Origin of the sequence: Micromonospora sp. URMC 103, assembly GCF_051386435.1 — a bacterium.
In the GTDB taxonomy this organism is placed as follows: domain Bacteria; phylum Actinomycetota; class Actinomycetes; order Mycobacteriales; family Micromonosporaceae; genus Micromonospora.
Genome location: NZ_JBPQTR010000004.1, coordinates 1455681 through 1480776, shown reverse-complemented (window position 1 = coordinate 1480776; position 25096 = coordinate 1455681). Strand labels below are relative to the sequence as shown.

Annotated in this window: 26 protein-coding genes, 1 tRNA gene and 2 pseudogenes; 14 read left to right on the top strand and 15 right to left on the bottom strand. The window is 73.2% G+C overall.

From position 1 onward, the window contains the following. Nucleotides 1-54: 54 nt before the first annotated feature. Both ACSNOA_RS10540 and ACSNOA_RS10535 read right to left on the bottom strand, forming a co-directional pair. Entirely contained in the window at nucleotides 55-228 is a 174-nt protein-coding gene (locus ACSNOA_RS10540; protein WP_199496078.1) for a hypothetical protein, read from the bottom strand. Further along, nucleotides 225-443, bottom strand: a complete 219-nt coding sequence (locus ACSNOA_RS10535) for a flavin reductase (protein WP_436657762.1) — start codon at nucleotides 441-443, stop codon at nucleotides 225-227. The genes ACSNOA_RS10540 and ACSNOA_RS10535 overlap by 4 nt, the downstream gene beginning before the upstream one ends. A gap of 379 nt (nucleotides 444-822) precedes the next feature. On the opposite strand from ACSNOA_RS10535, the gene ACSNOA_RS10530 reads away from it, so the two are divergent. Continuing rightward, entirely contained in the window at nucleotides 823-1461 is a 639-nt protein-coding gene (locus ACSNOA_RS10530; protein ID WP_436657761.1) for a hypothetical protein, read from the top strand. 212 nt (nucleotides 1462-1673) lie between these two features. Then, nucleotides 1674-1892, top strand: coding sequence for a hypothetical protein (locus tag ACSNOA_RS10525; RefSeq protein ID WP_436657760.1), 219 nt, complete (start codon nucleotides 1674-1676; stop codon nucleotides 1890-1892). Between the two features lie 199 nt (nucleotides 1893-2091). On the opposite strand, the gene ACSNOA_RS10520 is transcribed toward ACSNOA_RS10525, so the two are convergent. Both ACSNOA_RS10520 and ACSNOA_RS10515 read right to left on the bottom strand, forming a co-directional pair. Further along, nucleotides 2092-2808, bottom strand: a complete 717-nt coding sequence (locus ACSNOA_RS10520; RefSeq protein WP_436657759.1) for a hypothetical protein — start codon at nucleotides 2806-2808, stop codon at nucleotides 2092-2094. Nucleotides 2809-3101: 293 nt separating this feature from the next. Then, complete coding sequence (locus ACSNOA_RS10515) at nucleotides 3102-3446, bottom strand: ArsR/SmtB family transcription factor (protein WP_436657758.1); 345 nt, start codon at nucleotides 3444-3446, stop codon at nucleotides 3102-3104. Nucleotides 3447-3511: 65 nt separating this feature from the next. Here ACSNOA_RS10515 and ACSNOA_RS10510 point away from each other — a divergent pair, with 65 nt between their 5' ends. The 3 genes and pseudogenes from ACSNOA_RS10510 to ACSNOA_RS10500 form a co-directional block, all read left to right on the top strand. After that, complete coding sequence (locus ACSNOA_RS10510) at nucleotides 3512-5503, top strand: heavy metal translocating P-type ATPase (protein ID WP_436657757.1); 1992 nt, start codon at nucleotides 3512-3514, stop codon at nucleotides 5501-5503. 62 nt (nucleotides 5504-5565) lie between these two features. Continuing rightward, nucleotides 5566-5697: pseudogene (locus ACSNOA_RS10505) on the top strand (GNAT family N-acetyltransferase); the annotation flags it as partial. A gap of 58 nt (nucleotides 5698-5755) precedes the next feature. Continuing rightward, nucleotides 5756-6094 (top strand): annotated as a pseudogene (locus ACSNOA_RS10500) (tyrosine-type recombinase/integrase); the annotation flags it as partial. Nucleotides 6095-6171: 77 nt separating this feature from the next. On the opposite strand, the gene ACSNOA_RS10495 reads toward ACSNOA_RS10500, so the two are convergent. Further along, nucleotides 6172-6243, bottom strand: a tRNA-Val gene (locus ACSNOA_RS10495). A 51-nt stretch (nucleotides 6244-6294) separates the two neighbouring features. Further along, a complete protein-coding gene (locus ACSNOA_RS10490) occupies nucleotides 6295-6858 on the bottom strand; it encodes a TIGR02611 family protein (RefSeq protein ID WP_436657756.1) in 564 nt (187 codons plus the stop codon). A 294-nt stretch (nucleotides 6859-7152) separates the two neighbouring features. Between ACSNOA_RS10490 and ACSNOA_RS10485 the strand changes: the two genes are divergently transcribed. Continuing rightward, nucleotides 7153-7584 carry an SsgA family sporulation/cell division regulator gene (locus ACSNOA_RS10485; protein WP_007457244.1) on the top strand — a complete coding sequence of 144 codons (432 nt, stop codon included), beginning with the start codon at nucleotides 7153-7155 and terminating at the stop codon, nucleotides 7582-7584. A gap of 126 nt (nucleotides 7585-7710) precedes the next feature. Here the strand turns inward: ACSNOA_RS10485 and ACSNOA_RS10480 are convergent, their stop codons facing one another. Then, on the bottom strand, nucleotides 7711-8487 hold the full coding sequence (locus ACSNOA_RS10480; protein WP_436657755.1) for a glucose 1-dehydrogenase: 777 nt from the start codon (nucleotides 8485-8487) through the stop codon (nucleotides 7711-7713). Nucleotides 8488-8738: 251 nt separating this feature from the next. Between ACSNOA_RS10480 and ACSNOA_RS10475 the strand changes: the two genes are divergently transcribed. Further along, on the top strand, nucleotides 8739-9671 hold the full coding sequence (locus ACSNOA_RS10475; protein ID WP_436657754.1) for a helix-turn-helix transcriptional regulator: 933 nt from the start codon (nucleotides 8739-8741) through the stop codon (nucleotides 9669-9671). Nucleotides 9672-9759: 88 nt separating this feature from the next. On the opposite strand, the gene ACSNOA_RS10470 is transcribed toward ACSNOA_RS10475, so the two are convergent. After that, the gene (locus tag ACSNOA_RS10470) at nucleotides 9760-10776 is read right to left on the bottom strand and encodes a CU044_5270 family protein (protein WP_436657753.1); all 1017 of its coding nucleotides are present in this window, start codon (nucleotides 10774-10776) and stop codon (nucleotides 9760-9762) included. Next, entirely contained in the window at nucleotides 10773-11390 is a 618-nt protein-coding gene (locus tag ACSNOA_RS10465) for an RNA polymerase sigma factor (RefSeq protein ID WP_436657752.1), read from the bottom strand. The genes ACSNOA_RS10470 and ACSNOA_RS10465 overlap by 4 nt, the downstream gene beginning before the upstream one ends. A gap of 203 nt (nucleotides 11391-11593) precedes the next feature. Between ACSNOA_RS10465 and ACSNOA_RS10460 the strand changes: the two genes are divergently transcribed. Next, nucleotides 11594-11773 carry a DUF4236 domain-containing protein gene (locus ACSNOA_RS10460; protein ID WP_120777867.1) on the top strand — a complete coding sequence of 60 codons (180 nt, stop codon included), beginning with the start codon at nucleotides 11594-11596 and terminating at the stop codon, nucleotides 11771-11773. A gap of 69 nt (nucleotides 11774-11842) precedes the next feature. On the opposite strand, the gene ACSNOA_RS10455 is transcribed toward ACSNOA_RS10460, so the two are convergent. Continuing rightward, nucleotides 11843-12766 carry a hypothetical protein gene (locus ACSNOA_RS10455; RefSeq protein WP_436657751.1) on the bottom strand — a complete coding sequence of 308 codons (924 nt, stop codon included), beginning with the start codon at nucleotides 12764-12766 and terminating at the stop codon, nucleotides 11843-11845. A 24-nt stretch (nucleotides 12767-12790) separates the two neighbouring features. Further along, a complete protein-coding gene (locus ACSNOA_RS10450) occupies nucleotides 12791-13312 on the bottom strand; it encodes a VOC family protein (protein ID WP_436657750.1) in 522 nt (173 codons plus the stop codon). A 49-nt stretch (nucleotides 13313-13361) separates the two neighbouring features. Between ACSNOA_RS10450 and ACSNOA_RS10445 the strand changes: the two genes are divergently transcribed. From ACSNOA_RS10445 to ACSNOA_RS10435, 3 genes are all read left to right on the top strand, one after another. Further along, nucleotides 13362-13823 (top strand): MarR family winged helix-turn-helix transcriptional regulator, encoded by a 462-nt coding sequence (locus ACSNOA_RS10445; RefSeq protein ID WP_436657749.1) that lies wholly within the window; start codon nucleotides 13362-13364, stop codon nucleotides 13821-13823. A 57-nt stretch (nucleotides 13824-13880) separates the two neighbouring features. After that, a complete protein-coding gene (locus ACSNOA_RS10440) occupies nucleotides 13881-15902 on the top strand; it encodes a tetratricopeptide repeat protein (protein ID WP_436657748.1) in 2022 nt (673 codons plus the stop codon). Between the two features lie 441 nt (nucleotides 15903-16343). Beyond that, entirely contained in the window at nucleotides 16344-16502 is a 159-nt protein-coding gene (locus ACSNOA_RS10435; RefSeq protein WP_436657747.1) for a hypothetical protein, read from the top strand. Nucleotides 16503-16508: 6 nt separating this feature from the next. On the opposite strand, the gene ACSNOA_RS10430 is transcribed toward ACSNOA_RS10435, so the two are convergent. Both ACSNOA_RS10430 and ACSNOA_RS10425 read right to left on the bottom strand, forming a co-directional pair. Continuing rightward, on the bottom strand, nucleotides 16509-18092 hold the full coding sequence (locus ACSNOA_RS10430) for an ATP-binding protein (RefSeq protein ID WP_436657746.1): 1584 nt from the start codon (nucleotides 18090-18092) through the stop codon (nucleotides 16509-16511). After that, nucleotides 18089-18745, bottom strand: a complete 657-nt coding sequence (locus ACSNOA_RS10425) for a response regulator transcription factor (protein ID WP_436657745.1) — start codon at nucleotides 18743-18745, stop codon at nucleotides 18089-18091. Before ACSNOA_RS10425 ends, ACSNOA_RS10430 begins: the two co-directional genes overlap by 4 nt. Before the next feature lie 93 nt (nucleotides 18746-18838). Here ACSNOA_RS10425 and ACSNOA_RS10420 point away from each other — a divergent pair, with 93 nt between their 5' ends. Beyond that, entirely contained in the window at nucleotides 18839-19945 is a 1107-nt protein-coding gene (locus tag ACSNOA_RS10420; protein ID WP_436657744.1) for a LolA family protein, read from the top strand. 74 nt (nucleotides 19946-20019) lie between these two features. On the opposite strand, the gene ACSNOA_RS10415 is transcribed toward ACSNOA_RS10420, so the two are convergent. Further along, a complete protein-coding gene (locus tag ACSNOA_RS10415) occupies nucleotides 20020-20913 on the bottom strand; it encodes a LysR family transcriptional regulator (protein ID WP_436657743.1) in 894 nt (297 codons plus the stop codon). 83 nt (nucleotides 20914-20996) lie between these two features. On the opposite strand from ACSNOA_RS10415, the gene ACSNOA_RS10410 reads away from it, so the two are divergent. Next, nucleotides 20997-21878 carry an EamA family transporter gene (locus ACSNOA_RS10410; protein WP_436657742.1) on the top strand — a complete coding sequence of 294 codons (882 nt, stop codon included), beginning with the start codon at nucleotides 20997-20999 and terminating at the stop codon, nucleotides 21876-21878. 3 nt (nucleotides 21879-21881) lie between these two features. Here ACSNOA_RS10410 and ACSNOA_RS10405 read toward each other — a convergent pair whose 3' ends face one another. Further along, nucleotides 21882-22583: an SGNH/GDSL hydrolase family protein gene (locus ACSNOA_RS10405; protein WP_436657741.1), complete on the bottom strand. Its 702-nt coding sequence runs from the start codon at nucleotides 22581-22583 to the stop codon at nucleotides 21882-21884. A gap of 221 nt (nucleotides 22584-22804) precedes the next feature. On the opposite strand from ACSNOA_RS10405, the gene ACSNOA_RS10400 reads away from it, so the two are divergent. Beyond that, a complete protein-coding gene (locus ACSNOA_RS10400) occupies nucleotides 22805-25027 on the top strand; it encodes a HelD family protein (RefSeq protein ID WP_436658375.1) in 2223 nt (740 codons plus the stop codon). The last annotated feature ends 69 nt before the right edge of the window (nucleotides 25028-25096 follow it).

The following is a 25096-nucleotide window of genomic DNA, read 5'->3' as shown; positions in this document are numbered from 1 at the left end:
TCGGTCTGGTTTCGACTGGCACGGCTGCTGCACTTCGCTGCTGTACTGCTGGCGCTAGATCAGGCGCTGGATGCGGACCTTCGGGCGCTCGTTTCTGAGGTGGCCTTGCTTGTGCTGGCGGACCTGTTCCTCCCAGACCTCCTGGTCGTAGTCCGGGTCCGGCGGGGTCCACTTGTGGGAGCCGTCGCTGTAGTGGAACTTCTCGTCGCCGGGCCGCAGGATGCTCATCGAGTCCAGCCGACGAATCGGTAGTGCAGGTGGCCGGCAGGAACATGGGCCAGGTCCTGGGCAGCGTCGACGAGCTGGGCGGCCAGGTAGAGGGCGAGGGATACCTGGGCTTTGTCGTACTCCGCTCGCAGCTCCCGCCTGCGGGTCTGGCAGGGCCAGTCGGCACCGCAGCCGCCGCACGTCCAGGCCGGCGTGATCGGGTGGTGAGTGGTCACCGGGGGCTCTCCTGGCCGGGCCAGTGGCCGCGGTTCATCGGGATGCGGTGACGGCTGCGGCACGGCAGGTCCGCGCCACAGCGGGCAGATGCGTCGCCAGTGCCGCCATGACCAGACCGGGCGGTGGCGCCGGGCGAGGGTGAGCGCTGCCGCCAGGATGTACTCCTCGTAAGAGATCCGCTTCATCGGCTCGCGACAGCGGCCGAGGGCCCGACCCGCTGAGTTGGGGAGATGGAAGGGAACACGGCCGTCTTCCCGCCCATCGTCACCCAGCTTGTCACTCACTCGGCATGACCCTGTTCGGACAGGCAGAAGGCGCGCCTTGGCATAGCTCAAGCAGGTCACACCAAGGCGGTGCCCGCCATCTACATTGGCTGCCATGGCAAAACGCGCAGCGGCCACCGGCAGATTGCCGACAACAGAGGGCAACCGTCCGACGCAACCCTGGACAGTCACGGTGGCCCTGGTCCTGCTGGGCATCGTGGTAGTTACGCTGCTAGCCGCCGCCGCACATTCGATCGAGGCCACAATCAGAGTCCAGCGCCTCCTGCCGCAGGTGGCCAAAGCCACCGGGGCGACCCAGTCCCAGATGGCCCAGGAACGCATCATCAATGCCGCGATCGGGCTTGCCCTTACGGCCGTGCAGGGTTTGGTCGCCGCGGTGTTGGCGGCGCTGGCAGTCTGGGTTCAACGCGGGCACCAGACGGCGCGGATCATGCTCGTTGCGGTGGCTGGGCTCTTGTCAACCTGCTGCTCTTGGGGTGCCGGCATTGCCGGCCGTTCGACCAGTGAGTCCAGTGAGTCCCTGTTCGTAGAGGAACTGGCCCGGCTCACCGTCGCCACGCAACCCAGCTGGGTGTCCGCCCTCGAGCTGCCGTCGAGAGCCGTAGGCATCGTCCTCCCACTCGTGGCGCTGGCCTTGTTGCTGATGCCCCCGTCGAACCGGTTCTTCCGCCAGCAGCGCGCCGTCACACTGCCCCCGGCCCGCAATCTGCCGATGACGGACGGCATCAAATGAGTTAGTCAACCAGGCCCGAGCGTCAGACGTTGAAGCGGAACATGGAGCCGCTGTCCCGCCACCAGCGGGAACAGCGCCCGACGCCTGCTCACACGCCGCCTCTGGCTGACAACGATGGTGGCTGGTTGACGACGTTTGACGGTTCTTGTGCCCCATATGTGCCCCACACCGCAGGAGACGGCCGCCGTCCGAACCCCTGGCACACTGCCGCCATGCCGTCTGAACCTGAATCCTGGACCATCAAGCACTTCTCGCAAGCCAACCCAATCGGCCCCGGCCAAGACAGCGTCCCGGCGCTGCTACGCCGCATCGCAGACAGCATCGAACAACGGCCCGGCATCGAGGTCCAGGACGTCATCCTGCACAGCGAGGTCACTGCCGACGGTGACTGGTGGTCGGCCACCGTCTACTTCCACGAACCATCGCTTTAACGGAATCCGGCGTACAGGTCGACTCGTCCGTCGCCCACCAGGTCAGCCGCCGTCATGTGGTGGCTGACCTGGTGTTTCTTCGGGTGCTGCTGGTCGTCCTCGGTCATCGTTGGTCGGCGCTTGACGTCCCAGGACGGCCCACAGACGGCCCAGCCGGCCCCTCGCCAGGTTCACCGGCACCGGTAGTGGGTGGGTGGCCTCAGAAGAAGTGGTACCACCGGCCGGGCAGGGGCCTGATGGCTTCGACAAGATCCTGCTCGGTACGTCCGCAGACCCACACAGCGGCATCGCCTTGCAGGGAAACGAGCACATCCGGGCCCCCGTACCAGTGCACCCTGCCCACCGGGTCGTCCTCGTCAACTGGCACAGGCGGTAGCTCCAACGCGGCGTACTGCCCGGTGAGCCGCGCCACGAGAGCCTCGTCGTAGTCGCCCATGGCCAAGTACATGCCCTCACCGACCACTGTCTCGTACAGCACCAACTCAGCGGCAGCAAGGGAGAACCTGTCCAGGTAACGGAACCATCCCCGCATGTCCGTTCGCACCATCACCGGCGGATCGTCCAGGTGCAGGTCCGCCAAGCGGATACCCCAGTGGAAAGCGCCCTGCCCCGCCACTCGAAAGACCAGCATGTGCGGGCCGTGAGGACTCCAGAAGTCCAGCTGGTCCAGCCGGCGCATCCCGTGTTCGTTGCGGGTCAGGTCATCTCGCCGGCCGAACAACGCATACGCCTCGTGCACCGCAGCCGGTAGCGGGACGAGCAACCGCTGTTCCACAGCGGCGATGGCAGCGCAGCTCTCCCCGTCACCTGGTCCTAGAGGCTCACGCCAAGCCGCGGCGAACCTCCGGATAAACGTCCAACATCCGTCACGGTCACCCAACGCCTCGGATTCCGCGGCCGGATCGAAGATCCCCATCGGCGCAGCGTAGGGGAAGAGGCGTCATACGTTGAAGCGGAACTTAGAGCCGCTGCGCTGCCACCAGCGGGAACGGCATCCGACGCCTGCTCACACGGCCTCTCGGGCGGCCATCGTTGGTGGCTGATTGACGACGTTTGACAGCGTCTTGTGCCCCCTGTGTGCCCCACACTGCCAGGAGCGGGCACGGCGTGGTCATGGTGTTCCCGGGCCGGTAGGGCGGTCCGGTGACGTCCGCAACCGTCCGGGTGGTTTCGCCGCCTTGGCTACTCGCGTGGCTACTCGCTGCCGGGTTAAGCGGTAGGCGCTTCGGAGAGGTTGCGGTCGATGTGGTCGGCGTGGAACAGGGCTTGCCGGAGCAGTCTTCGGACGTGGTCGTCGGCGGCGGAGTAGTAGACGAAAGTCCCCTCGCGACGCCCTTTGACCAGCCCAGCGAGCCGGAGCTTGGCCAGGTGCTGGCTGACTGCGGTGGGTGCGGCTCCGGCCAGTTCCGCGAGGCAGGCGACGGAGGATTCGCCCTGCAACAGCGCCCACAGGACCTTGATCCGGGTGGGGTCGGCCAGGAGCCGGAACGTCTCGGCCGCGAGATGCACCTGCTCCTCGTTGGGCATGTCGAAGTCGGGCAGCGACGTGTGCATGTTGGGAGCATACCGGCCATCCGATTGCTTGCGTATCTGCATGACTGCGCATATAAGATGCCCCCGTGACGACGAGCGTCGAGAACCCGTTTACCGCCCAACCCGCACCGCCGCTCCCCCCGCGCCGAGCGGGTCAGCGGCGGACCGCCCTCTGGTCGCTGCCCGAGGTCCGCTGGGCCGCGGCGGCAACTGGCCTGTTCGTGCTGGGTCTGCTGGCTCACCTGTCCCCCGCCCCGGATTGGGTGTGGTGGGCGCTCTTCCTGGCCTGCTACGTCGCTGGCGGGTGGGAGCCGGGCTGGGCCGGGTTGCAGGCGCTGCGCGAGCGCAAACTCGACGTTGACCTGCTGATGGTCCTGGCGGCGATCGGCGCGGCGTCCATCGGCCAAGTCCTCGACGGGGCGCTGCTCATCGTCATCTTCGCCACCTCCGGCGCGTTGGAAGCTATCGCCACCAAACGCACCGAGGACTCCGTCGCCGGCCTGCTCGACCTCGCACCCGACACGGCCACCCGCCTCACCGCGACCGGCGAGGACACCGTCGAAGCCGCCGACCTGTACGTGGGAGACGTCATCCTGGTCCGCCCCGGCGAGCGGATCGGCGCCGACGGCGAGGTCACCCACGGCGCGAGCGAGGTCGACCAGGCAACCATCACCGGCGAGGCATCACCCGTCGACAAGTACCCCGGCGACGAGGTGTTTGCCGGCACCCTCAACGGCACCGGCGCGCTCCGCGTCCGCGTGACCCGCCCAGCCAGCGACACCGTCATCGCCCGAATCGTCGCCATGGTCGCCGAGGCCAGCGCCACCAAGGCCCGCGTGCAGTTGTTCATCGAGAAGGTCGAACAGCGCTACTCCGTCGGCATGGTCGCCGCCACGATCGCCCTGTTCGTGATCCCACTGGCCCTGGGTGCCGAGCTGCAACCGACGCTACTGCGGGCGATGACCTTCATGATCGTCGCCTCACCGTGCGCGGTGGTCCTGGCGACCATGCCGCCGCTGCTGTCCGCGATCGCCAACGCCGGCCGCCACGGCGTGCTCGTCAAGTCCGCCGTCGTGATGGAACACCTCGCCACCGCCACCCGGGTCACCTTCGACAAGACCGGCACCCTCACCCAAGGCACCCCCCACCTGACCGACATCCGGCTCCTACCCCACACCAAGCGCACCGAAGATGAGGTGCTCGCGCTGGCCGCCGCCGCCGAAAGCTCCTCCGAGCACCCCCTGGCCCGCGCCATGGTCATCGCCGCCCGCACGGCGCAGCTCCCGCTACCCACGCCGGAAGCCTTCACCTCGACTCCCGGACGCGGCGTCACCGCCCGCGTCGACGGCCACCAGGTCGACGTCGGCCGCCCCACCGCACTCGACACCGGCCATCACAGCTCGCTGCGCGCCCTCGTCGACGAGCTGGAGCAGACCCGCCGAACAGCCGTCGTGGTCCAGGTCGACGGCGAACCCGTCGGCGTGCTGGGCCTGGCCGACACGCTCCGCCCCGACGCCGCCGCCACCGTCACCCAGCTCACCGCTCTAACCGGAGGGAACCCGGTCCTGCTGACTGGTGACAACGAACCCGCCGCCCGACGCCTCGCCGCCGAGGTCGGCATCACCGACGTCCGCGCCGGCCTGCTCCCTCAGGACAAGGTCGCGGCGGTACGCGAGTTGGAAAGCCGCGGCAACCGGGTGGTCCTGGTCGGCGACGGCGTCAACGACGCCCCCGCCCTAGCCGCCGCCCACGTCGGCGTCGCCATGGGACGCGCCGGCTCCGACCTCGCCCTCGACACCGCCGACGCCGTCATCACCCGCGACGAACTCGCCACCCTGCCCGCCGTCGTCCAACTGGCCCGCCGCGCCCGCCGGCTCGTCGTCGCCAACCTCGCCATCGCCGCCACGTTCATCGCCGTACTCGTCGCGTGGGACCTCATCGGCACCCTGCCCCTGCCACTCGGCGTCGCCGGCCACGAAGGCTCCACCATCATCGTCGGCCTCAACGGACTCCGTCTGCTCCGCCGAGCCGCCTGGCACCAGACAGCAAGCCCAGCAGCAACGGAAGGACAACCGTGACGATCCGCATATCCGGACTCGGCCTCCACCTGCGGGAATGGACCGACGACGACCTGCCCGTCATGGTCGAACTCTTCGACGACCCCGACGTCGCCCAATGGACGCCACTGGCCTCGCCGTTCGACCTGACGGCGGCGCGGAACTACCTCGACCAAGCCCGCACTCGCCGCGCCGGAGGCCACAGCATCCAACTCGCCATCACCACCGACGGACACACTGCCCTCGGCGAAATCCTCCTCTTCCCTCAAGCTCCGGCAGGAACAACGGGACGAGGCACGAGCAGCCGCCGGCAACGCCTGGCAGGAAACCGGCCTCGTATTCACCAGCCGCTATGGCACACCCATCGAGCCGCGCAACTTCCAGCGCTCCTGGCAAACCCGGTGCGAGAAGGCCAACGTCATGCCGATCACCGTCCACGACGCCAGGCGCACCTGCGCCACGCTGCTCGCCGACCTCGACGTCCACCCCAGAGTCGCCATGCAGGTCCTCCGCCACGCCCGTTTCTCCGTGACGATGGAGATCTACACGCAGGTATCGACGAAAGCGGCCAGAGATGCCCTCAAACGTCTCGGTGACTCGCTCGGCCGCTGACGAAACTGCTGTACTTAGCTGCTGTACCGAAGCAAAAAGGCCACCTCCCAGAGCTGGGAAGTGGCCTTTGACCTGTGTGGGCGATACTGGGATCGAACCAGTGACCTCTTCGGTGTGAACGAAGCGCTCTCCCGCTGAGCTAATCGCCCTCAGCGCGGATGACTGTACCTGATCGGCTCCCCCATCCGCGAATCCGGGGGTCAGTGCGTCGCGAGGTAGCGCATGATCCGCGCCACCACGTCGATGCCGAGGCTGTACTTCAGTGAGAGCCAGAGCACCACGGCCACGAAGATCAGGCCGATCGAGCCGAGCACGACGCGTACGAGCAGCGACTGGCGCCGCACCCACTGGGTCCAGCTCTGCACGTTGCGGCGGGTGAAGGCGAGCAGCCGGCGCGCCCAGTGGAACTCGACGGCCCAGATGCCCAGCCCGGCGATGACGAGGAGCCAGCCCGGCCCGGGCAGCGGGATGAGGGCGATACCGACAGTGACGACGAGCGCACCGGCGATGGCAATGAAGATCTTGAGGGTGATCCGGCCGGTGGGGTTGGCGCGGATGAGGTCGAGGGTGCTGGAGACCCGTCGCCGCCAGCGTGGCGGGCGTCGCTCCGCCAGGGCGAGACCGCCGGCGCCGCGCTCCGGCGTCGGTTCGCCGGAGTCCGTCCGACCGGCCCGGTCGTGTCGCTCCATCGGCACCGCGTACCCCCGCTTTTCGGCTGCTCGACCTGCGACTTCCGGTGGGCCGGGCGCCGCGATCGGATCCACTGAGGATCGTTTCGTGACCATTTCACCCCCTAGTGTCGCCCGGGACCGTCACCCCTTCCGACGACTGGACGTTACCGGAGTAAGTCGACGACTGAACCACCCGATCCCGGTCGGGACCACGCACTGGGCAGAACCGGAAATCCTACATGAATTTTCACATTCAGGAGGCCTTTCCGAACTCCTTCCCACCACTGGGTGAAGTCAGCGTATGGCGGAGCGTAGCCAGGAGTAGCACCTGAGTATGGGAAAAGCGGGACACGCGCGTTCCGCAGCGGTGCCGGGGGGAGAACGTCCATGAGTGTCATCCGACCGACGACCGTAGAGGTCGAGACGTCGCTAAGGCTCGTCGCGCCTGACGCCACCGCCTTGCCGGTGCGTGCCAGCTTGCGTTACGACCCTGCTGACCCGTATGCGGTCCATGTCCTGTTCCACGCCGAGTCGGCCGGGGGCGAGGCCGTGAGCTGGTCCTTCGCCCGCGAGCTGCTGGTGACCGGCCTCGACGAGCCGGCAGGCATCGGCGACGTCCGAGTGTGGCCGTGGGCCACGCCGCGCGGCGACTTCGTCGCGCTCGCGCTGTCGTCACCCGACGGCAACGCTCTCTTCGAGGTGCCGAGGAGCGTCCTGGTGCGCTTCCTGCGGCGGACCTACGTCGTCGTCCCGCGCGGCCGCGAGGCCGAGCACCTGGACGTCGACACGGCGGTCAACCGGCTGCTCGCCGGCCGCTGAGACACCGTTCCACCGGGTAACACCGGCCTTTCGGCCACGAGGAGCCGCGCGGATCTGCCGAGTCCGCGCGGCTCCGGCACACACCGCAGGCGTACGCGCACCGCCCTCCCCCGGGACGGCCACGCGTCAGCCGTGCGTGGTGATGCCGCCGTCGACCGGAATGACCGCTCCCGTGAGGTACGCGCCGGCGCGCGAGGCCAGGTAGATCGCCGTGCCCGCCATGTCCTCGGGGCGCCCGATCCGGCCGAGCGGCACCTGCTGCTCGATGGCCGCCCGGGACGCCGGGTCGTCCAGCGCGAACGCCATCATCTTGCTCTCGAACGGCCCGGGCGCGATCGCGTTCACGGTGATCCGCTCGCCGGCCAGTTGGTGCGCGAGGCTGCGGGTGAGCATGTGCACGGCCGCCTTGGTGGCCGAGTACGCGTACACCTCCATCCACGGCACGCGGATGCCGTCGATCGACCCGATGTTGATCACCCGTGCGGGGTCGTCGTCGCCGGCCGCGGCGCGCAGCGCCGGCAGCAGCGCGGTGGTGAGCCGGAAGACGGCCTTGACGTTCACCGCCCACAGCTTGTCGAACGCGTTCTCCGGGTACGCCTCCAGCGGCGCGCCCCACGTGGCCCCCGCGTTGTTGACCAGCACGTCGAGCCGTTCGACCCGCTCCCGGACGGCGGCCGCGAGCCCCTCGGCGCCGGCGTCGTCGGACAGGTCGGCGGGGATCGCCTCGCAACGTCCCTCGACCGAGAGCTTCTCGGCCACCGCCGCGCAGACGTCCGCCTTCCGCGACGAGATGATCACGTGCGCGCCGGCCCGGACGAAGCCCTGGGCGATCATCAGCCCGATCCCCCGGGATCCCCCGGTGACCAGGACCGTCTTGCCTTCGACCGAGAACAGATCCGTCATGCCCATCCCATCGCGAGTCGCCGGGGTCGCCTGGCCGCTCCGGTCGTACCCGCCCGGCAGTGGCCGCCGGCCGAGCCGCGACCGGCGGCGCTACCGCCGGGTAACGTAGCCCGGCCGCCCGGACCGCGACAAGCCCGCGCCGACGACTGGCGTGCGCGGGCCTCCGGAACGCCCGGCGAAACCGGCTCGCCGCCGGTCGGCGGGGTGGGTCGGGATGCGATGACCTGCGACGCGGGCTACCGTCGGCAGCGATGCACTCCTCCGGTCAGTTCCCCCCGGTCCCGGTCGACGCTGCGCTCCCCTTCCCCGTCGAGATAGACACCCTCGCGCTCGCCGACCTGGCCGGTGATCCGGGCTGGCGCCGGCCGGTGCTCGTCGAGAGGGACCTGCTCGTGCTCACCACGGGTGGGCACGGCGACGCCGAGCTGGACTTCCAACTCCTGCCCTGCCGCCCGGGCACGCTGCTGCGGGTCCGCGCCGGGCAGGTGCTGCGCTGCCCGTGCCCGCAGCTCGACGCCACGGTGGTGCGCTGGGACGCCGCCGCGCTGCGCGGCCTCGACGTCGACCCGGACGCCGTACCCACGTGGCGGCAGCTCGCCGGCGAGGACGAGGACGCCGTCATCAGCGAGGTGACCCAGTTGACGGTGGACTGCGCCCGGCACCGCGGCGTGCCCGCGGCCCGCGCGCTGCTGCGCCACCAGCTCGCCGTGCTGCTGCTGCGGCTGACGCTCGCCGGCGCGGCGGGGCCGGCGTCCCGGCCGGAGGAGGCCACGTTCGACCGGTTCTGCCGGGAGGTCGAGCGCGGCTACCGGCACAGCCGCCGCGTCGAGGACTACGCGGAACGGCTGGGCTGCTCGGTGCGTACGCTCACCCGGGCCTGCCTGGCCGTCACCGGCCGCAGCGCCAAGCAGGTCATCGACGAGCGCGTCGCCTTGCAGGCGAGCCGCCTGCTGGCCGCCACCGACGAGCCCATCGCCCGGATCGGCCGGGGGCTCGGGTTCACCGAGCCGACCAACTTCGGCCGGTTCTTCACCCGGGAGGTTGGGATGAGCCCGGGCGCGTTCCGGGCCGCCCGGGAGCAGTCCCTGGCCGGCCGGGTCGTCCGGCCCCGCCCGCCCATCGAGCCCTCCGGCCTGCCGCACCCGCCGGTCGCCCACGCCACACCAACCCGGCACCGGGCCTGAGCGGCGGAAAAGCCACGGCGCCCCCCGCCGCGGCACGAGGGCCGGTCGGCGAGGGGAGCCGCGATCCGACGGACGCGAACCGCGTACGTCAGCTGGTGTGTCCCGGCGCGTCCACGATCCGGCCGCTGACCCGGACCAGCTCGACCTCGACGTCGCCCTTCTTCAGCCGGACGCCCTGCGGTGTCGTGTGGTCCTCGACCACGAGGGTCCGGCTGCCGAGGAACTCGTGCGTGGTCGGGTCGATCATGACGTCCTCACGCCGCCAGCCGTCGGCGACCAGGCCGATCGCGATCGCCGGGCGTCCGTCGAAGTCGACCGGGTCGGCGGACCGGGTGACGCCCGGGATCAGGGCCATCGCCCGCAACAGGGTCGCCTTCACGCCGGGCGGAAGCACGTTGTCCCGGAGCATCGCGCCGATCACGGAGTACGCCACGACGTCGTCGCGGGCCGGGTCGCCCTTGCCCTCCGGAAACTGGGACCGCACCCGGTCGAGCAAAGCCCGCGGATCGGTGGGCAACCCGGCCAACGTCGGGTAGTCCTGCGGCGGCACGGTCTGCGGGATGTCCGGGGACTCCGCGCCGATCTCCAGCCTGCCGTCGACCAGCATCGCGCTCTGCCGGCCGTCGGCGCGCCGCCACGACCGGGTCGTCTCCCGTGTGGCCTGCCCCTTGTCCCGGGCGATCTTGCCGCGCACGATCGTCAGCTCCACGTACGTCCACTGGTCGGGTCGTGGCGGCGTGAACGGCTCGGCCTCGGCGTGCACGGCCGCCAGCTCGAAGGTCCGCGCGATCGAACCGCCCGGCTCCGGTAGTGGCCGCGACGCCGACCCCCCGCCGGGGGCGGGCGCGTCCTGGCCGAGACCACCGGTCACGACCGCCCCGGCCACCACGGCGGCGACGCCGAGGGTGGCGAGCCCGGACCGCCACGCCCAACCCGGCAGGCGCCGACGGGGCGTCACCACCCGCGGAGCCTGCTGGGACGCGCCGCCGCCGTCGGCCTGCGCGATCCGGGCCAGCAGAGCCGTGCGGGCCCGATCCCGGGCCTGCGGCGACGGCGGCTCCCGGTCGCCCCAACCCTCCCGCAGCATCGTGATGTCGTCGATCATGGAATGTCCTCTCCGGTTGCCAGGGGGTCGGTGTCGCCCAGCGCCGCCCGTAACCTCGTACGCGCCCGGTGCAGTCGGGACCGGACGGTCCCGGCGGGAATCTCCAGAGCGCGAGCGACCTCCTCGCAGCTCAGGTCCGCCCAGGCGACGAGCAGCAGCACCTCCCGGTCGGAGGGCGCGATCCCCGCCAACGCCGCCGCGAGCCGCGCGCGCACGGCCTGCGCGTCCAGTCGTCCGGCGACCCGGTCGGCGGGGCCGTCGGCGCTGTCCGGGTCGGTCGTGGTCTGGTCCATCCGGGCCAGTGCCCGGTACCGCCGCGCCTCGGCCCGCTGATGCCCGGCTATCAGGTTCGACGCGATGCCGAACAGCCACGGTCGGGCGCTGGGCTGCCTGACGTCGTACCGCCGCCACCCGTCGAAGGCGACCAGGAACGTCTCGGCCGCCACGTCGTCGGCCACGTCGCGGCCCAACCGCCGGCTCACGTAGCCGTGCACGTCCGGGTAGTAGCGGTCGAAGACCACGGCGAACATCTCCGGATCCCCGTGCATCCGGGCGATGATCTCGGCGTCCGTCTGCCCGGTGGCGGTGTGCACGACCCGTGCCACCACACCCATGAGTCCTCCCTCTGTCCGCCTCCCCCGTACGCGGCCGAGGGCTCATCCCTACTTCGCCGATGGCGGCGGAAGTGTTCGCGGGAGCCCCCGACGTGGCGCGGAGCTGCTCACTCCACCCTGGAGTAACGCGGAGTTTCGCGATTCGGCGTTCCGGGCATGTTCGAGCGCGACACGGCAGGGAATGGGAGGAAGGGAGCCCGGCCATGGGTGTGGTTTTCCGGAAGCGGCAGAAGATCGGGCCGCTGATCCTCAATTTCACCGAGAACGGCTTCTCCTCGTGGAGCTTCAAGATCGGCCGGTGGTCCTGGAACTCCCGTACGCGGGCGCACCGGGTGGACCTCCCCGGCCCGCTGTCCTGGAAGCAGGACAAGTCCCGGAGCTAGTCTCCACGCGTCGGGCGGGGTGCCGGTGAGACCACCGGCACCCCGCTCGGCGTCCGGGGCGGCGCTGCTTCAGGACGGCGGCGCCCCGGCCACCACGGTGATGACGACGTCGCCGCCGAGCCGGCCGTCGGCCGGCGCGCGGGTGACCGCGCCGGCGGCCAGCAGCCCGGTGAGCGCCCGGAGGGCGTCCGACGAGCGGTAGACGGTCGACGTGAGGGCGTAGCGGCGCAGCTCGGTGACCGTACGGGGACCGGAGCGGGCCAGCTCGGCGAGCAGCTCCCGGCGCAGCGGGCCGGGCTCCGGGTCGAGCGCGATGTCCAGCGACCGCGCCGCCGGGTCGGCCGGGTCGCGGTACCGGACACCCGCGAACTCGTCGACGGCCCAGAGCGCCTCCTTGAACGCCTCCAGGCTCCGGTCGGAGCCGGTGCCGAAGGTGACCGGGATCGCGGTACCACCGTCGACGGGCACCAGGTCGACCTCGGTCACCAGCGGGAAGCCCACGGCGTCCAGACCGGCCCGGGCGGGGTGGCCGCCGCAGAGCAGCAGCTCCGCCGGCCGCCCGCCGGCCGCGGCACGCAGCACGGCGGGATCGGCGCCGGCGGGCGGCGTCGGGCCGCCGGCCAGGTCCACGTAGGAGAACAGCGGCGCGCCGGCGGCGCCTCCCGCCTTGAGGGCCACCGACAGCCGGGCCGGCTCGCCCGGCACGACGTGCACGGCCACGTCGGCCGGCAGCTCCGCCTGGAGGGGGCCGAGCCGCGCCGGCAGGTCGCCCGGCTCGCCGGCGAGCACCAGCACGGTGAGGCGGCCCCCGCGCAGCCGGTCCGCGTACTCGGCGACGACCCCCAGCGCGGCGTCGGCCGAGCCGCCGTCGTTCCCGGCGTACGCCAGGGCGACGGTGGCCCGCCGCGAGCGGTGCAGGGCTCCCGGCAGCCAGGTCTCCAGCTGGCGGACGAGCAGCTCGCGGCGGACGGGGACGGTCGGGTCGCTCGGCATCCTGCCGTTCTACCGCACCGGGCCTCAGGCCGGTACGGAGATGCCCACCCCACCGCGGGTCTGGCCACCGTAACGCTGCCGCTCGCGGTCCAGGTCGAGCCGACCGATCCGCTTGCGCGCCTCGAGGGCGGTGTCGTCGAGCAGGGCGGCCGGGACGAGCCACACGATCTCGAACTCCAGGCCGTCCGGGTCCCGGCCGTAGAGGCTCTTCGTGGTGCCGTGGTCGGAGGTGCCGACGAGCGCCCCGGCGGCCGCCAGTCGCCCGGCGGTCGCCTCCAGCTCGTCGAGCGTGTCGACCTCCCACGCGAGGTGGTAGAGGCCGACGGTGGCGCGCCCCGCGGTCGAGGGGCCGGCGCCCGCGCCGATCTCGAACAGGCCGAGGTCGTGGTCGTTGGTGGAGTCGGGCGCCTGAAGAAAGGTGGCGCCACGGAAGCCGTCCGGCGTCATGGCGACCGGGCGGAAGCCGAGCACGTCGCGGTAGAAGGCGACGCTGCGGGCGAGGTCACTGACGTAGAGGACCGCGTGGTTGAGCCGGTGGATTCCCATGCCCCCACGGTAGCCCGCATTTGTTGAACGCTCAACTACCGCGAGTATGATGGCCGTCATGACGAGGTGGCTGAGCCCGGACGAGCAACGCACGTGGCGGGCGTTCCTGACCGCCTCGCGCGGTCTCATGGACGCCCTCGACCGGGAGCTGCAACGCGACGCGGGCATGCCGCACGCGTACTACGAGATCCTCGTCCGCCTCTCCGAGGCGCCACGGCGGCGGCTGCGCATGAGCGGGCTGGCCGACGCCACCGGCTCGTCGCGCAGCCGGCTCTCACACGCCGTCGCCCGGCTGGAGGCCGCCGGTTGGATCGAGCGGGAGGACTGCCCCACCGACCGCCGCGGCCAGATCGCGCACCTCACCGACGCCGGCTTCGCGGCGCTCGCGGCCGCGGCGCCCGGCCACGTCGAGGGCGTACGCCGGCACCTGTTCGACGCGTTGACGCCCGCCCAGGTCGACCAGCTCCGCCGGATCAGCGAGGCCCTGACCGAGCGCCTGACCGGATCCTGACCGATCCGCACCGGCGCGGGTCTTGTACTTACCGTCGCCGGATGAGCACGATGGGGCGTGTCCTCCGGCTTCGGCGAACTGACTGATCAGGCGCACCACCTGGTGTCCACCGGCGACCTGGCCGGCGCGCAGCGGCTGCTGTCCGACGCGCTGGGCGAGGCCGACCCGCGCCCGGCCAACGCCACCGCCGAGATGGCCGAGGCGGCGAGCCTGCACGCCCGCGTGCTCGTCGCCCTCAACGAGCCGCACTCCGCCCGGGGGTGGGCCGCCTACGCGTACGCGGCGCAGACCCGGCTGCACGGCCGCTCCGACCCGCGTACGGTGGCCGCCGCCGCGACGCTGGCCGCGGTGCTGCACCGGGTGGGCAGCCAGTCCCGCGCCGCCCGGCTCTACCAGGACGTCATCGTCGAACTGACCGCACAGGACGGCCCGGAGTCGTTGCGCGTGCTCGCCGCCCACGCCGACCTGGCCACCGTGGAGTACGCGCGCGGACAGTGCCGGACCGCCCGGGACCGCCTGCAGGACGCGTGGGAGCTGCACCGCGAGGTGTACGGCGAAGGGCACCCCAGCGGCATCAAGATGCTGGCCCGGCTCGGCGCCATGCAGCGCGACTGCGGGGAGTTCGCCGAGGCCCACGACAACCTGTCACTGGCCCGGGAACTCTGCCGACAGCACCTGCCCGTCGACGACCCCCTCGCCCTCCAGGTGGCCGCACTGGCCCGGGCCGCCGCCAACCCCGACCACGTGTGCGCCGACGAAACGCCCGACGCTCCCGTCGTGCCGTCGGCCCGCGCCCCGGCGCAGGGGGACGAGCCGGCGTACGACCCGCCAGCCGTGCCCACGCCGCGCCAACCGGCGGACGACCCGGCCGGCGCGGACGAGGCGTGGTGGCCGCCGGACGCCGGGCCGGCCGGCGTCGGGCCGGCGGGTGCTGAGTCAGCGGGTGCTAGGTCGGCCGGTGCCGGGGCGGCCGGCGTTGGACCGGCTGCGGCGCCTGCCGGCGAGCAGGTGGAGTGGCCGCCGGACGAGCCGCCGGTCCCGTCGATGGACGACGCGGGGACGGCCGAGCCGACGGGGTGGCCGCCGGACGGACGGGACGGGTGGTCGTCGGATCAGCCGGCGACGGTCCGGCACGCGGGGTTGCAGTCGGACAATCCGGGGAGCTGGCCGATCGACGAGCCCGCCGCCGGACCCGCGGCGCGGCGACCGGACGAACCGCGTGGCTGGCCGATCGACGAGCCGGTCACCGCCGCCGGGCAGACCGGGTGGCAGCCGGGCGAGCAGGGCGCGTGGCCGCCGGGCGAGCAGGGCGCGCGGTCGCCGGGCGAGCAGGGCGCGCGGTCGCCGGGCGAGCAGGGCGCGCGGTCGCCGGGCGAGTGGAGCGGATGGCCGCCGGGCGAGCAGGGCGCGTGGTCGCCGGGCGAGCAGGGCGCTGGTCCGGTGCCGCCCGCGGTCGTCGGCATGGCCGGTGGCGACGAGGAGACCGACGGCGTCTACCGGGTCCGGCGAGGCGTCGACCCGGCCGACCCGTACCGCCCGTCGCCGCTGCTGCCGGTGCCGGTGCGCCATCCGGCCTCTTCGAGCGGCGGCCGGCGACTGGTCCCGCTCGTGGTGGGCGGTGTCGTGGTGGTGCTGCTCGGCGCGGCGGCCGTCATCGCCGGCGTGGCCCGGGTGGACGGCGACGACCCACCCCGGGCCGCGCCCAGCACGCCGGCCGGCTCGGTCGCCGCCACCACGGGCGGGACGAGCCCGACGGGAGCGGCCCCGAGCCCCACAGCTTCCGCGCCCACCGTCACCGCGGCGTCGCCGGGCACGCCACCCACCGGGGTCAGCCTCCGGGACAACCGGGACAACGTCGCGCTCAAGTGGACGTACCCGGCCGGTGGCGAAGGGCCGGTGGTCATCTCGGGCGGGCGTGCCGGCCAGGCCAAGAGCGCCCTCACCGACCTGCCCGCGGGCACCGACAGCTTCATCATCTACGGGCTGAACCGCAGCCTCGACTACTGCTTCACGGTGGCGGTCGTCTGGTCCACCGACACCGTGGCCTCCGCCGACGAGGTCTGCACCCGCCGTCGCTGACGCGCGGGCTCGCGGCTTCGGCAGACCCGCCTTCGGTGGGGCGGCTTCGACGAACCTCTTTTCGTGGGGGGATTCGGCAGAGGCAACCTCAGGTGGGGCGGCCTCGGACACACCTAGCTCGATGGGGCGGCGGTGACATAGCCCAGCCGCCCTGTCGACCTGCCCCAGATCTGGGGCAGGTCGACAGGGCGCGCCCACCCCTGCGGGCTGCCCGCTTCCCCACGCCCACGCCGCGCCCACGCCGCGCCCACGCCCACGCCCGCGCCCGCGCCCGCGCCCGCGCCCGCGCCATGATCGTCACAACTTCAGGGAAGTAGTGGCCTCCAGCACGAGGGAGGCAACAACTTTCCTGAAGTTGCGCGGTGGATCGCCGCCAGGACGGCCGCGTCCCGGGTCGGCGTCGCGTCGCTCGTCTCCGGGGTACTGCTCGGGGGGTCACCGGTGACCTGGCGCCGGATCGGCATGGTGGGCGCGCGATCGGTGTTCGGGCTGGCGCCCGAGCGCGAGACCGGAGGGGGCGGCCGGGTGCTCACCGGCCTCGGCGTCTTCCTCTTCGTCGGGCTGCCGCTCGTCGTGGTCGGGATCGTGGCCCTCGCCTGAGGATCCTCAGACGCCGTCGGTGGTGGGCAGCGCCGGCAGGCGCAGCGACACCCGCAGCCCCGGCCCGTCGGCGTCGCCGAGGGAGACCGAGCCACCGGCCCGGCGTACCAGTTCCCGCACGATCGCGAGGCCCAGCCCGGCGCCGCCCGCGTCGCGCGCCCGGGCGTCGTCGAGCCGGGTGAACCGGTCGAACACCCGGTCCCGGTCGGCGACGGGGATGCCCGGCCCGTCGTCGGTCACCGTCACGAGGTGGTACGCGCCGGCCGGCGCGGCCGCGAGCACGACCCGGGTACGGGCGTGCCGCACCGCGTTGTCGAGCAGGTTCGTGAGGATCCGGTGCAGTTCGTCGGGGTGGCCGACGGTCCACAGCGGCTCGTCGGGCGGCGCCACCCGCACCGGCGGGGACGGATAGCGGGCGGCCACGCCGGTGAGCAGTTCGCCCAGCTCGACCGGGCCGACGGCCCGCCCGCGGCCCGCCCCCGCCCCACCGACGCCGACGCCAACACCGCCGCCGCCGCCGACGCCGACGCCGACGCCCGCACCCGCACCGACACCGCCGCCCGCAACGGCACCGCCGCCCCCACCAGCGCCCGGACCGGACGGACCAGCACCCGGACCGGACGGACCCGCGCCCGCCTCGCCGGACTCGTCGAGCCGGGCCAGCAGGAGCAGGTCGTCCACCAGCCGGCCGAGCCGCTCGGTGTCGGCGAGCAGGTTGCCGGTCACCGACGCCCAGTCGGTGCGGTCACCGAGGCGCCGGGCCACCTCCAGCTCCGTACGGATGTTGGTGACCGGGCTGCGCAGCTCGTGCGCCGCGTCGGCCACGAAGGCCCGCTGCCGCCGCCGTGCCGACTCCAGCCGGTCCAGCATTCCGTTGAGGGTGACCGCGAGCCGGTGCACCTCGTCCCGCGAGGCGGGCACCGGCAGGCGGCCGGGTCCGGCGCGACCGGTGATCTCCTCGGCGCCGCGGCGCAGCGCCTCGACGGGCCGCAGGGTCGCGCCCACCACCCGCCAGGCGACCGCCGCGAGCACGCCGACCAGCAGCGGGAAGCTGATCAGCAGGATGGTGCGGACCACGTGGGTGCTGTGCCGGACGTCCGCCATCGACTTCGCGACGAGGACGGTGAGCGGGTCCGCGGGATGCCCGGCCGGCATGGTCACCACCCGCACGGGGCCGGCGAGCCCGACCCGCTCGCCCGACACGACGAGGCGCTGCCGGCGGTCCGCGTGGAGCTGGTCGGGGCGCACCATGGGCACCAGCCGGTCGGCGTCGATGGAGGCGGCGCGGATCCGACCCTGCGCGTCGACCACCTGCACCCGGACCTGGCCGCCGGCCACCGGCAGCGGGTCGGGCAGGGCCTCCTCGGCGGCGAGCCGGGCCACGGCCTCCGCCGTGCGCGACACGTCGTTGTCGATGCTGCGTTGCAGCGCGTACTCCAGGACGGCGAGCAGCACCACGCCGCCGAGCGCCAACCCGACGGAGAGCCCCAGCACACCGATGGCCATGAGCCGGCCGCGCAGCCCGAGGGCCACGTCCGGCAGCCGGACCGCCGAGCGGAGCCGGGCGGCGGCCCGTCGCACGGTGGTCATGTGGCGAGACGGTAGCCGGCGCCGCGTACCGTCTCCAGGCGCTCCCGGCCGATCTTGCGGCGCAGGTAGCCGACGTACACCTCGACGGCGTTCGGCGCGGTCTCCAGGCTGGCGTCCCAGACGTGGTCCAGCAGCTCGGTCTTCGAGACCACCTCGCCGGGACGGCGCATCAGGTAGTCGAGCAGCGCGAACTCGCGGGCGGTGAGCGCGATCTCGACGTCGGCCCGGGTCACCCGCCGTCGGGCCGGGTCGAGCCGCAGGTCGCCCACCGTCAGCACGGTGGGCCGCTCGGGCGCGCCCCGGCGCAGGAGGGCGCGCAGCCGGGCCAGCAGCACCACGTACGAGAAGGGCTTGGTGAGGTAGTCGTCGGCGCCGCAGTCGAGCCCGTCGGCCTGGTCGTACTCGCCGTCCTTGGCCGAGAGCATGAGCACCGGGAGCCAGTGCTCCTCGGCACGCAGCCGGCGGACCAGCTCGTAACCGGAGAACCCGGGCAGCATGACGTCGAGGATCATCGCGTCGTAGCCGCCGCCCCGCGCCGCGTCCAGCCCGGCCGGCCCGGTCGACGCCACGTCCACGGCGAACCCCTCGGCCTGGAGGCCCCGTTGCAGCGCGCCGGCGAGCCGCGCCTCGTCCTCCACCACCAGCAGCCGCACGGGTCAAGGGTGCCACCCCGTTTCAGCGGCATACCGGCGTCCTCAGCGCCCTCACAGCCGGCACCGGGCAAGATGTGGCGAGGAGGTGCCGTCATGTCCGTCGTTAGCCGTCCCGTCCTACGGTGGGTGGTCCCCGTGGCCGCCGCCGCCACCGTGATCGGTGGAGGTGCCGCCATCGGCACGTTCGCCGCCGAGGCGGAGCCGAGCCTGCCGCCGCGCACGGCCGCCCAACTCCTGGTCGACCTGCAGACGTCGCAGCTGGAGGGGTTGTCCGGCACCGTCGTGCAGCGGGCCGACCTGGGCCTGCCGCCGATCGTGGGTCTCGCCGCCGGCGCCAACGACCTCGCGGCGCTGGCCACCGGCACGCACACGCTGCGGGTCTGGTACTCGGGACCGGAGCGGCAGCGGGTCGCCCTGCTCGACACGCTCGGCGAGCGGGACATCATCCACAACGGCCGCGACGTGTGGACCTGGGACAGCCGGGCCAACGCGGCCACGCATCACAGGCTCGACGGGGACGCCGCCGGCAAGCCCGGACCGGGCGCCGGCGGGGCGCCGGAGCTGCCCTCCACGCCCCAGCAGGCCGCCGACCTCGCGCTCGCCGCCATCGACCCGACCACCGCGGTCAGCGTCGGCCGGGCCGCCACGGTCGCCGGGCGGGACGCGTACGAGCTGGTGCTGGAGCCGCGCGACAAGGCGTCGCTCGTCCACCAGCTCCGGATCGCCATCGACGCCCGCGAGCACGTGCCGCTGCGGTTCGAGGTCTTCGCCACCGGCAGCGACGCGCCGGCGTTCGAGGTGGCGTTCACCCAGGTCGACTTCCGCCGTCCGGACGCCGACCAGTTCACCTTCAACCCGCCGCCGAGCGCGACGGTGAAGGAGGAGACCGCCGACCGGCCGGACGCGTCGACCCGTCGCCCCGCGAAGCCGGAGCACCCGCAGGTGCGTACGGTCGGTGTCGGCTGGACCACCGTCGTCGAGGCCCGGGTCGGCGCCGACGCGAAGGCGCCCGCCGGGGCGAAGAGCCCGGCGGGCGGTGACCTCGCCGGTGTGCTCGGGTCGCTGCCGGCCGTCAGCGGCGACTGGGGCAGCGGCCGGTTGTTCAGCTCGAAGCTCGTCACCGTGCTGCTGACCGACGACGGCCGGGTACTGGCCGGTGCCGTCACCCCGGAGCGGCTCTACGAGGTCGCCCGCGGCTGACCCGCCCACGCGTTGATCCCGCGGCGCCGCCGGCTGAGGCCGGCGGCGCCGCTCGCGTTTGGTCGCCCGTGCTCCTACGCCGTGCCCGCGCGGGCCCGGAGCAGGTCGAGGATGAGGGCCAGCGGCGGCCAGCCGGCGCGGCCCCGCCGCACGACGGCGTACGAGCGCAGGCGCGCCTCCGGGGCGGTGAGCGGGATCAGGCGGACGCCCGGCCGGGTCGGCTGGTCCGCCGGGAGCAGCCCGACGCCGAAACCGGCGACCACCAGGTCCTGGACGAGGTCCAGGCTGTCGGCGCGGTGCTCGACGCGGGGTTCGAAGTCGGCCATGGCGGCGATGGCCCGTACGACCACCTCGTCGGCGGTGTTGCGGGAGTTGACGATCCAGTGGTGCGCCGCGAACCGGGCGAAGACCTCGGGAGACGTGCCGGTGACCGGCGGGGCGTCGGCGGGCACGCCGAGGCTCCACCCCGCCGACCAGAGCGGGACGACCTCGACGGTGTGGTCGGCGGGCGCCGGTGCGAGGTGGTAGTCGTACGTCAGCGCCAGGTCCACGTCGTCCGCCGCGAGCAGGGCGTACGCCTCGGCCGGCTCGTGCTCGTGGATGCGCAGCCGGACCGCCGGGTGGTGCGCCGCGAGGTCGGCGGCGACCGGCAGCAGCGACCGGCGTACGGCGGTGGCGAAGCCGGCGACCCGGACCGTGCCGACCGGCTCGGCGTGCGGGTCGAGGTCCAGCCGGGCCGCCTCGACGGCGGCGAGGATCGTCACCGTGTGCCCGGCGAGGCGCCGGCCGGCGGGGGTGAGCCGGACGCGCCGGCCGGCCGGTTCGACGAGGTCGGCGCCCACCTCCCGGGCCAGCACGGCGAGCTGCTGGGAGACCGTCGAGGTGGTGACGCCCAGCTCGTCGGCGACCTCGCGCATCGAGCCGAGCCGGGCGAGCTCGTGCAGCAGTCGTAGCCGGCGCAGGTCCACCCCCGCATTGTTCGCGATTTCCGAACGGTCCGTCCAGGAATGACACGTGGACGTGAACGGTTGGGAACCGGTCTACTGGGCGCATGACTCCCACCCGTGCCGGTTCGGCGATGGCTCTCGCCTCGATGATGCTCGTGCAGCTCGGCCTGGCCGCCTCGGTCTCCCTCTTCGACGAGGTCGGTCCGGAGGGCGCGGCCTGGCTCCGGCTCGCCTGGGCGGGGGTCCTGCTCGCGGTGTTCGTCCGCCCGCGACCGTCCACGTTCACCCGCTCGGCGCTGCGCGCCTGCCTGGCGTTGGGCGTGGTCACGGCCGGGATCACGATCCTGTTCATGGCGGCCGTGGCCCGGCTGCCGCTGGGCACGGCCAGCGCGCTGGAGTTCCTCGGCCCGCTCGGGGTGGCCGTGGCACGGGGCCGGGGCGGCGCGAAGCTGTGGCCCGTGCTCGCCGGCGTCGGGGTGCTGCTGCTCACCGAGCCGTGGCGGGGCGGCGCCGACGTGGTCGGTGTCGCGTACGCGCTGGCCGCCGGCGTCTGCTGGGCCGCGTACATCCTGCTCACCCAGCGGGTCGGCGACGAGGTCTCCGGCGTGCGGGGCCTGGCCGTCTCGATGCCGGTGGCGGGCCTGGTGGCGACGGTGGTCGTGGGGCCGTCGGTCGTCGCCGACCTCACCTGGCCGGTGGTGTTCGCGGGCCTCGGCCTCGCGGTGCTCCTGCCGGTGGTCCCGTTCGTCCTCGAACTGCTCGCCCTGCGCCGGCTCACCACGGCGGCCTTCGGCACCCTCATGAGCCTGGAACCGGCGATCGCGATGCTCGTGGGCCTCGTGGCGCTGGACCAACTGCCGGGCGTCGCGCCGCTGCTGGGCGTCGCGTTCGTGGTGGTCGCCGGCATCGGCGCGGAGCGCACCGGCGGGCGGGTGGAGGAGGCCGGCCCGGCGTCGGTGGAGCCGGTGCCGGCCGGGACCCGGTGAGCGTCAGCCGGTCGTGTCGCTGGGCTGATCGGCGGCGGGCCGGGGCCAGGGGGCGGCGGCGGGCCGGGGGGCGGCGGGCGGAACGGCGTCGAGGGCCGCGAGGAACGCGTCGGCCAGCAGGGCGTGCCCGGCCAGGTTGGGGTGCACCCGGTCGTCGGCCCAGTCGCCCGGCGTGCTCGCGGCGAGTGCCCGGTCGACGGCCGCCTGCGTCGGCACGTGCACCGCGCCGAACTCGGTGGCGAGCGCCGCGACGACCGCCGCGTACCGGTCGGTGTCGGCGCGCTGCGGCTCGGCCCGGTCGGGCTCGATGAGGTACGGGTCGCCGAGGATCAGCCGGCAGCCGGTCGCGTCGACAGCCCGGCGCAGCAACGCGCGCAGGGTGCGCTCGTACTCGTCGATGGGGACCGCCTCGGCGACCGGGCCGCGGTAGCGGCGCCAGATGTCGTTGATGCCGATCATGACGGAGAGCCAGTCGGGTCGCTCCCCCAGCGCGTCCCGCTCCCAGCGCGCGGCCAGGTGACGGACCGTGTCGCCGCTCACGCCCCGGTTGACCCAGCGCAGGCCGAGACCGGGATGCCGCGCCGTCACGAACGCGCGGACGAGGCTCACGTAGCCGTTGCCGTACGGCGCGTTGGCGTCCCGGCGGCCGCAGTCGGTGATGCTGTCGCCGATAAACACGACCCGCTGGCCGGCTCGCAGGATCATCGCGACGCACCTCTCCGTCTCGCGCGGGAATCGCCGGACGGCTTGGGAAAGCCCGCGGCGACGCGCTATCTTTCGAAGTTCAGGCACAAAAAAGAACGGCTCGAAAAGCCGTTCTTGCAGCGAATTCTAATTCTTGGGGAGACGGCTTGTCAAGGCACTCCGGCGGCACCGACGAATTGCCGCTCGACGACGAGATCGGTCGCGAGCAGGAGTACGTCTCCATGCTCTACCACCGCCTCGACGAGCTGCGTGAGCAGGCCGCCCGCCGGCTCACCGACGAGCTGCGCGCGACCGGCGGCACCCGCCAGGCCCGTTCCCAGCGCGACGACTCGGTACGGATGTACGCCGAGCAGGTAGAGCAGTTCTCCGCCGTGGAGAACGGGCTCTGCTTCGGACGGCTCGACGGTGCGGACGACTCCCGCCGGTACATCGGCCGGATCGGCATCTTCGACACCAGCAGCGACTACGACCCGCTGCTCATGGACTGGCGCGCTCCCGCGGCGCGGCCGTTCTACCTCGCCACCGCCGCCAACCCGCAGGGCGTACGGCGGCGCCGGCACCTGCGTACGCGGCAGCGGAAGGTGACCGGTCTCAACGACGAGGTGCTGGACATCGCGGCCGCCTCCCCCACCGCCCACGAGGAGCTGACGGGCGAGGCGTCGCTGCTGGCCGCGCTGAACGCCGGACGCACCGGGCGGATGCGGGACATCGTCGAGACCATCCAGGTCGAACAGGACCGGATCATTCGCGCCGACCTGCCCGGGGTGCTCGTCGTCCAGGGCGGCCCCGGCACCGGCAAGACGGCGGTCGCGCTGCACCGCGCCGCGTACCTCCTCTACACCCACCGGCGCGAGCTGTCCACGCGCGGTGTGCTGCTCGTCGGCCCGAACGCCACGTTCCTGCGCTACATCTCCCACGTGCTCCCGGCGCTGGCCGAGACGGGCGTGCTGCTGCGTACCCAGGCCGACCTGTTCCCCGGCGTGCAGGGCCGCCGGGTCGAGTCCGCCGAGGCCGCCGCCCTCAAGGGCCGGCAGGTGATGGTCGACGTGCTGGCCGCCGCCGTACGGGACCGGCAGCGCGTGCCCGACGAGCCGGTGGCGATCGAGGTGGAGCGGGAGATCCTCACCCTCGACCCCGCGATCGTCCGCACGGCCCGGGACCGGGCCCGGCGCACCAACCGCCCGCACAACCTGGCCCGGGCGGCGTTCGACATCGAGGTGGTGCACGCCCTCGCCGACCAGGTGGCCGAGCGCATCGGCGCCGACCCGCTCGGCGGGGAGAACCTGCTCGACGAGGCCGACCGGGCCGAGATCCGCCGCGAGTTGCGCGAGGAGTCCGGGGTGGGCGCCGCGCTCGACGAGCTGTGGCCGGTGCTCACCCCGCAGCGCCTCCTCGCCGACCTGTACGCCGACCCCGACCGGATCGCCGCCGCCGCGCCCATGCTCACCCCGGGCGAGCGGGCCCTGCTGCACCGCGAGCCCGGCGGCTGGACGCCCGCCGACGTGCCGCTGCTCGACGAGGCGGCCGAGCTGCTCGGCGAGGACGAGCGCGCCGCCGCGGCCCGCCGGGAGCGCATCCGGTCGCTCCAGCGCGAGTACGCCGAGGGCGTGCTCGAGATCGCCCGGGGCTCCCGGTCGATCGACGTGGAGGACGAGGCCGACGGTGGCGAGATCCTCGGCGTCGCCGACCTCATCGACGCCGACCGGCTGCTCGAACGGCAGGAGGAGGCGGACCACCTGACCACCGCCCAGCGTGCGGCGGCCGACCGGTCGTGGGCCTTCGGGCACGTCATCGTCGACGAGGCGCAGGAGCTGTCCCCCATGGCCTGGCGCCTGCTCATGCGCCGCTGTCCCAGCCGGTCGATGACGATCGTGGGCGACGTCGCGCAGACCGGCGCGCTCACCGGAACGCCGTCCTGGCAGGACGCGCTGAAGCCGTACGTGGCGGACCGGTGGCGGCTCACCGAGCTGACGGTGAGCTACCGCACCCCGGCCGAGATCATGGCGGTCGCCGCCGACCTGCTCACCGAGATCGACCCGACCCTGAGCCCACCGCGCTCCGTACGCGAGAGCGGCGTGCCGCCGTGGGACCGGTCGGTGCCCGCGGGCCGGCTCGGCGCGGAACTGGTCGACGCGGCGGCCCGGGAGGCGGCCGGGCTCGACGAGGGCCGGCTCGGCGTGATCGTGCCGGCCGGCCTGGTCGACGACCTCGGGATGGCGCTCACCGCGGCGCTGCCCGAGGCCACCGTGGGCGAGCATCCCGAGTTGGAGAGCCGCGTCGTGGTGCTCACCGTGGCCCAGGCCAAGGGGCTCGAGTTCGACTCGGTGCTGGTGGTCGACCCGGACCGGATCGTCGCGGAGTCGCCACGCGGGCGCAGCGACCTCTACGTTGCCCTCACCCGGGCGACCCAGCGCCTGGGCGTCCTCCGCCCCCAGCGGGCCTGACCGACCCACCCCGGCCCGCCCCGGCCCCCGCTGTCGATCATGAAGTTGTTGCCGACGAACACGGCGTGT

Coding starts and splice junctions, on each gene's coding strand:
- ACSNOA_RS10540 (WP_199496078.1), bottom strand. CDS start 228: ATGAGCATCCTGCGGCCCGGCGACGAGAAGTTCCACTACAGCGACGGC.
- ACSNOA_RS10530 (WP_436657761.1), top strand. CDS start 823: ATGGCAAAACGCGCAGCGGCCACCGGCAGATTGCCGACAACAGAGGGC.
- ACSNOA_RS10525 (WP_436657760.1), top strand. CDS start 1,674: ATGCCGTCTGAACCTGAATCCTGGACCATCAAGCACTTCTCGCAAGCC.
- ACSNOA_RS10520 (WP_436657759.1), bottom strand. CDS start 2,808: ATGGGGATCTTCGATCCGGCCGCGGAATCCGAGGCGTTGGGTGACCGT.
- ACSNOA_RS10515 (WP_436657758.1), bottom strand. CDS start 3,446: ATGCACACGTCGCTGCCCGACTTCGACATGCCCAACGAGGAGCAGGTG.
- ACSNOA_RS10485 (WP_007457244.1), top strand. CDS start 7,153: ATGAGTGTCATCCGACCGACGACCGTAGAGGTCGAGACGTCGCTAAGG.
- ACSNOA_RS10480 (WP_436657755.1), bottom strand. CDS start 8,487: ATGACGGATCTGTTCTCGGTCGAAGGCAAGACGGTCCTGGTCACCGGG.
- ACSNOA_RS10475 (WP_436657754.1), top strand. CDS start 8,739: ATGCACTCCTCCGGTCAGTTCCCCCCGGTCCCGGTCGACGCTGCGCTC.
- ACSNOA_RS10470 (WP_436657753.1), bottom strand. CDS start 10,776: ATGATCGACGACATCACGATGCTGCGGGAGGGTTGGGGCGACCGGGAG.
- ACSNOA_RS10465 (WP_436657752.1), bottom strand. CDS start 11,390: ATGGGTGTGGTGGCACGGGTCGTGCACACCGCCACCGGGCAGACGGAC.
- ACSNOA_RS10460 (WP_120777867.1), top strand. CDS start 11,594: ATGGGTGTGGTTTTCCGGAAGCGGCAGAAGATCGGGCCGCTGATCCTC.
- ACSNOA_RS10455 (WP_436657751.1), bottom strand. CDS start 12,766: ATGCCGAGCGACCCGACCGTCCCCGTCCGCCGCGAGCTGCTCGTCCGC.
- ACSNOA_RS10450 (WP_436657750.1), bottom strand. CDS start 13,312: ATGGGAATCCACCGGCTCAACCACGCGGTCCTCTACGTCAGTGACCTC.
- ACSNOA_RS10445 (WP_436657749.1), top strand. CDS start 13,362: ATGGCCGTCATGACGAGGTGGCTGAGCCCGGACGAGCAACGCACGTGG.
- ACSNOA_RS10430 (WP_436657746.1), bottom strand. CDS start 18,092: ATGACCACCGTGCGACGGGCCGCCGCCCGGCTCCGCTCGGCGGTCCGG.
- ACSNOA_RS10420 (WP_436657744.1), top strand. CDS start 18,839: ATGTCCGTCGTTAGCCGTCCCGTCCTACGGTGGGTGGTCCCCGTGGCC.
- ACSNOA_RS10410 (WP_436657742.1), top strand. CDS start 20,997: ATGACTCCCACCCGTGCCGGTTCGGCGATGGCTCTCGCCTCGATGATG.
- ACSNOA_RS10405 (WP_436657741.1), bottom strand. CDS start 22,583: ATGATCCTGCGAGCCGGCCAGCGGGTCGTGTTTATCGGCGACAGCATC.
- ACSNOA_RS10400 (WP_436658375.1), top strand. CDS start 22,805: ATGCTCTACCACCGCCTCGACGAGCTGCGTGAGCAGGCCGCCCGCCGG.